At 53.0% G+C, this 5,219-nt stretch carries 7 protein-coding genes; 3 read left to right on the top strand and 4 right to left on the bottom strand.

The genetic code is table 11. The features are described 5' to 3' along the window. The 4 genes from recF to dnaA all read right to left on the bottom strand — a co-directional run. Positions 1-564 (bottom strand): DNA replication/repair protein RecF (gene recF, locus lacNas_RS09585; RefSeq protein ID WP_201330182.1); only part of this gene is annotated, 564 nt, incomplete at its 3' end. Beyond that, positions 564-794: a S4 domain-containing protein YaaA gene (gene yaaA, locus lacNas_RS09580; protein ID WP_201330183.1), complete on the bottom strand. Its 231-nt coding sequence runs from the start codon at positions 792-794 to the stop codon at positions 564-566. The genes yaaA and recF, both read right to left, overlap by 1 nt. Before the next feature lie 218 nt (positions 795-1,012). Next, a complete protein-coding gene (gene dnaN, locus lacNas_RS09575) occupies positions 1,013-2,140 on the bottom strand; it encodes a DNA polymerase III subunit beta (RefSeq protein WP_201330181.1) in 1,128 nt (375 codons plus the stop codon). A gap of 179 nt (positions 2,141-2,319) precedes the next feature. Then, the gene (gene dnaA / locus lacNas_RS09570) at positions 2,320-3,684 is read right to left on the bottom strand and encodes a chromosomal replication initiator protein DnaA (protein WP_201330180.1); all 1,365 of its coding nucleotides are present in this window, start codon (positions 3,682-3,684) and stop codon (positions 2,320-2,322) included. Between the two features lie 473 nt (positions 3,685-4,157). Here dnaA and rpmH point away from each other — a divergent pair, with 473 nt between their 5' ends. From rpmH to lacNas_RS09555, 3 genes are all read left to right on the top strand, one after another. Continuing rightward, a complete protein-coding gene (gene rpmH / locus lacNas_RS09565) occupies positions 4,158-4,298 on the top strand; it encodes a 50S ribosomal protein L34 (RefSeq protein WP_008459582.1) in 141 nt (46 codons plus the stop codon). Between the two features lie 48 nt (positions 4,299-4,346). After that, positions 4,347-4,703: a ribonuclease P protein component gene (gene rnpA, locus lacNas_RS09560; RefSeq protein ID WP_201330179.1), complete on the top strand. Its 357-nt coding sequence runs from the start codon at positions 4,347-4,349 to the stop codon at positions 4,701-4,703. A 12-nt stretch (positions 4,704-4,715) separates the two neighbouring features. Next, on the top strand, positions 4,716-5,219 hold a 504-nt coding region (locus lacNas_RS09555), incomplete at its 3' end, for a YidC/Oxa1 family membrane protein insertase (RefSeq protein ID WP_201346810.1).

The following is a 5,219-nucleotide window of genomic DNA, read 5'->3' as shown; positions in this document are numbered from 1 at the left end:
GGCCGCTGCCACCTGGTCGGTCAAGACGCCGAGCAGGACGCGGTCGCTCGCCTGCCCGCGGGCCAGCTGCTTGAGGTAGTTGTTCCGCTGCTGGAGCAGCTGCCGGTACTGGCTGGCGAAATAGAGGTACTCGGGATTGATCTGCCCGAATTCCAGGTCCATGAAGCGCCGGCGCAAAGAAGGGGCCCCCTTGACCAGCTCCAGGTCTTCCGGAGAAAACAGGATGGCATTAAGGTGGCCCACATATTTGGACAGTCTGGCCTGCTCGACCCGGTTGACCCAAGCCGTCTTGCCCTTCTTGCTGATGACGATCCGCAGGTCCAGGTCCAGCTGCTGCTTGTGAACGCGGCCTGCCAGACTGGCAAAGTCCTGGCCGAAGGCGATCATTTCCCGGTCATTGCTCGTCCGGTGGGACCGGCTGAGCGCCAGGAAATAGATGGCTTCCAGCAGATTGGTCTTTCCCTGGGCATTTTCGCCCAGAAACACGTTTACATGCGGATCAAACTCCAGATCCAGCGGCGCCAGGTTGCGAAAGCCGCTCTGCTTAAACCGCCCCAGGTACATTAAAGTCCCTGAACCAGCTCGTATTCCGTGCCGGCAACTTCCAGCCGGTCGCCGGGATAGAGCTTCTTGCCCCGGCGGTCTTCACTGGCGCCGTTGAGCAGGACCGGGTTGTCCTTGAGATACCACTTGGCCTGCCCGCCTGAGGCAACAATACATTCATCTTTCAAAAATTGACCGAGGGTGATGAATTCACCGTTAATCGCAAAAGTTTCGATAGCCTTCACCTTCAACAATATAAAACTAGTATTCCACTTATAAATTATAGTCTTTTTTCCAGGGAAACTCAATCAAGAAGGCCTTTTTTAGGGCCTCTGAGCGCTTATTTGCCATTTTAGTATCGTGGTACATAAGCCAGGTAACCTATGCTTAAACCCGTAAAAAACCGCGTATAAGAAAAAGGCCGCAAAAAAACCACTCCAGGGAGTGGCTTTCGGTGCTTGTTTTATTTTTAGAAAGTTCTGATTGGCGTGATCAGCTGAACGAACTCGATGCTTTGGTCATTCGGCACGACCGTGAACGGCCGCAGGCTCTCAGTAAAGTTGATGATGACCGAGTCGGTCACTGAGGCCCGCAGGGCAGCGGCCATGTAGTCCGGGTTGAAGGAGATGGTCAGGTTCTTCCCGGTCAGGCTGCTGAAGCCGACTTCTTCTTCGATCTTGCCGACTTCCGGGGAATTACCGGAAACCAGAACGGTCTGGTCGTCGACGTTCAGCTTCATCTGGACGGCGTTGGTCCGGTTGGCGTGCGTCAGCAGGCTGGCCCGGCTCAAAGTCTGGCTGAGGTCGCTGACGGCAAACTGCACGCTGGTCGTTGATTCAGTCGGCAGCAGCCGGTCAACGTCCGGGTAGTTCCCTTCCAGCAGGCGGGTGTAGAAGGACAGGCGGTCAAATTCAAAGCGGATCTGGCTGTCGCCCAGGTAGACGCGGATGTCCTGGTCGGCATCGCCGATGATCTGGGCCAGTTCCTGCAGGTTCTTGCCCGGGATGATCAAAGACAGGTCTTCGCTTGGGCCGGATTCAACGTCGACGATTCTCTGTGACAGGCGGTGGGAGTCAGTCGCCACGGCCTTGATCTGCCCGTTCTTGAAAGTGAAGTTGACCCCGGTCAGGGTTGGCCGGCTGTCTTCAGTGGATACCGCGAAAACAGTCTGGCTGATCAATTCGCGCAGGGTCTTGGACGGCAGCGTGAAGGAAGTTCCGGTAATTTCCGGCAGGCGCGGGTAAGAGCTGGCTTCCAGAGCGTTGATGGTGTAGTCGGCTCTTTCAGAAGTGATCTGGATCTGGCTGCCTTCCTTGACGTCAAAAGTAAATTCCTTGCCCGGCAGCTTGCGGACGATTTCGCTGAACAGGTGGGCGGTCACCACGATTGAACCGGTTGATTCGATCTTCAAATCGTCGGAAGCCGGCTGGCTGAGTTCGATGGAAATGTCGGTGTTGCTGCCAGTCATGATCAGTTCGTCGTCAGTCAGGTCCAGCTTGATCCCGCTCAAAATCGGAATCTGCACTCTTGACGAAATGGCCTTTAAAACAGAATTCAAGTCATTGATAAAACGATTGCGGTTTACGGTAAATTTCATCTGTTCCTCCTTGGTTGAAATGAGGCTCTCTTTATTTAGTTATTTATATTATATATTTAGTTGTAGTAGTAGGTCCTGTGGTTTCTGTTGATAACTTGCCGGAAAGCCGCCGCGGCGGACTTTTGCCGGTTGAAAAGCTGTGGATAAGTTTGGGATTTGTCCACAGTTTGTCCCCGGACCTATCTTTCCAGCATTTGCCGCAGGTCGGAAACGGCGGACTTGATTTCGGTGTCCGTTTTGATCTGGCGGGCGATCTTGTCGCAGGCGTGCATCACGGTCGTGTGGTCCTTGCCCCCGAATTCCTGGCCGATTTTCGGCAGGCTGGCGTCGGTAAGCTCCCGGGACAGGTACATGGCGATCTGCCGCGGGATCACGATCTGCCGCACCCGCTTCTTGCCCTTCAGATCCGGCACCGAGGTCTGGAAGTAGTTGGCCACGACCTCCTGGATCTTGGAAATCTGCAGTCCCCTGCTCTTCTGCACCAGCTTGAGGTCAGCCAGAGCGGACCGGGCCAGGCCGATGTTGATGTCCTGCTTTTGGATGGTGGCTTGGGCCTGAACCTTGACCAAGGCCCCTTCCAGCTCCCGGATATTAGTATCGACCTGACTGGCCACATAGTCCAGCGTGCTCTCATCGATCTCCAGGCCTTCAGACTCGGCCTTCTTGCGCAGGATGGCAATCCGCGTTTCCAGGTCTGGCGGGGTGATTTCAACCTGCAGTCCCCAGGCAAAACGGGAAACCAGCCGCTCGGACAGGTCGGGAATTTCCGTCGGCAGCCGGTCGCTGGTCATGACGATCTGCTTTTGATCATTATAGAGAGTCTCAAAAGTATGGAAGAATTCTTCCTGGATCCCTTCCTTTTTGGCGAAGAACTGGATGTCGTCGACCAAGAGCAGGTCAGCCGTCCGGTATTTCTCCCGGAACTTGTCCTGGGTCTTGTTCTTGATGGAATTGATGAAGTCGTTGACGAAGGTCTCACTTTGAATGTAGACTACCTTGGCTTCAGGTCTTTCCGCCAGCATCTGGTGCCCGATCGCCTGCATCAGGTGGGTCTTACCCAGCCCCACGCCACCGAAGATGAACAAGGGGTTGTAGAAGGTCCCCGGGTTGTCGGCCACGGCCAGGGCGGCTCCGGCCGCCAGTTTGTTGCCCTCCCCTTGAATGAAGTTGTCAAAGGTGTACTTCTCGTTCAGACGCAGGTCTTTGGTGAATTCTCTCGCCGGCTGCTGCGGCTTCTCTGGCTTGGCCTGCGGCAGCTGCTGCGGTTCCAGCATTCTTTCACTGCTGGAGCCGTTCTTGACGACGAATACCGGATAGATGTCGATTCCGGCATAGGCATAAGCTGATTGAATCAGGTTAGCGGAGATGTTTTGCTCCCAATACCCCCTTGCCACAGGGGTTTGGACGGAGATTACCAATTCGTGGGTGTCCTTGTTGAAGGAGACGGGCTTAGTATTTTTGAACCAAGCATTATAGGATACTTCATTGAATTCGGACCGCATTTCAGCGTTGAAGCTATCCCAGAATTTTTCTAAATCGAACAAAAAACATTCCCTCCAAAAAATTTTTTAGCAAAATTATTTTAGCATTTACCAGCCAGGTTTTCCACAGGTGGAAGAAAGAAATCCAGAATTCACAGCCTGTGGAAAAGAAAGAGGAGAGTCACTGTGAACTCTGCTGATAATTTTATCAAAATCCGGCAAGAGTGGATAACCCTTGTGGACAACTTTGCTTAGAGCCACAAAACGCGGGCCGGTTTTTGCTGGTAGTTTTCCACAGGGTGTTCAAAAAGTTTTTAACAGCATGTGGACTGTGGATAAAGCTGCAAAAAAGCCTGTTGATGGCCGCGAAAAAATTTTTTGCCGGACTTGTTTCTGTCCACAGGAAGCATCCGGCCGGCTGCCTGTCTAAGGAAAAAGTCTGACAACTTTGCAAGAAAAAGCTTGGTTTTTTTGCGTTTCCGTGCTATTCTAGATAAGAAATTGTGCACGTAGCACTAAAAATGGAGGTGCAAAATATGTCAACTAAGAGAACTTACCAACCTAAGAAGCGTCACCGTTCACGCGTTCACGGCTTCATGAAGCGTATGGCTACAAGCAACGGCCGTAAGGTATTGGCTAGACGCCGTGCAAAGGGTAGAAAAGTATTATCTGCTTAAGCCACTGAATCCCAGTGGTTTTTTTAATTTGCAAGAGTGTAAAGAGCTTTGAGAAAGTCATATCGAGTTAAATCTGAACAGGATTTTCAGAACGTATTTGAAAATGGCGAATCAGTGGCCAACCGGGCTTTCGTGATTTACGTGCTGCCTAAGAGCCAGAACCAGCATTTTCGCGTCGGCATTTCTGTCGGCAAGAAGGTCGGCCACACGGCTGTCGTTCGCAACCGTCTCAAGCGCTATATTAGGGCGGTTTTGACCGAGAACCGGGACCGGATCGATCCGCGGCTGGACTTCTTGGTGATTGCCAGACCCTACGCTCGCGATTTTGATTGGGAAAAGACGCGGGACAACCTGCTTCACGCGCTGAATCTGGCCCACGTCATTGAGAAAACGCCAAACAAATAAAGAGGAAAAACAGTGAAGGACATTTTATCGAAGAAGAATGCCAGGCGGCTGCTGGCCGCTCTGGCACTGGTGACGGTTTTTGCCCTTGTCCTGAGCGGCTGCGCGACGCAGACCACTCAGAAGCCAACGCCGATCTCCCATAATTCCAGCAACTGGTGGGATGCCTGGGTAGTTTACTACCTGTCCCAGTTCGTGCTTTGGATTGCCAAAGTCTGCGGGGGCAGCTACGGCTGGGCGATCATCATCTTTACGGTCATCATCCGGGTGATCCTCCTACCTTTGAACGCGGTGCAGATCAACAGCACCCGCAAGATGCAGGAGATTCAGCCGGAACTGAAGGCCCTGCAGGAGAAGTACTCCGCCAAGGACCTGGAAACCCGCAACAAGCTGAATGAAGAAACGCAGAAGCTTTACAAGGAAGCAGGCGTCAATCCGTACGCCGGCTGCCTGCCGATGGTGATCCAGCTGCCCGTAATGTGGGCCCTGTACCAAGCCATCTGGCGGACGCCGGAACTG

The sequence above is a fragment of the Lactobacillus nasalidis genome (assembly GCF_016587775.1).
GTDB lineage: Bacteria > Bacillota > Bacilli > Lactobacillales > Lactobacillaceae > Lactobacillus > Lactobacillus nasalidis.
This window is presented reverse-complemented; position numbering and strand designations above follow the sequence as displayed.

Bases quoted from the DNA above. Each gene is read 5' to 3' on its own strand.
- rpmH (WP_008459582.1), top strand. From the start codon at position 4,158: ATGTCAACTAAGAGAACTTACCAACCTAAGAAGCGTCACCGTTCACGC.
- dnaN (WP_201330181.1), bottom strand. From the start codon at position 2,140: ATGAAATTTACCGTAAACCGCAATCGTTTTATCAATGACTTGAATTCT.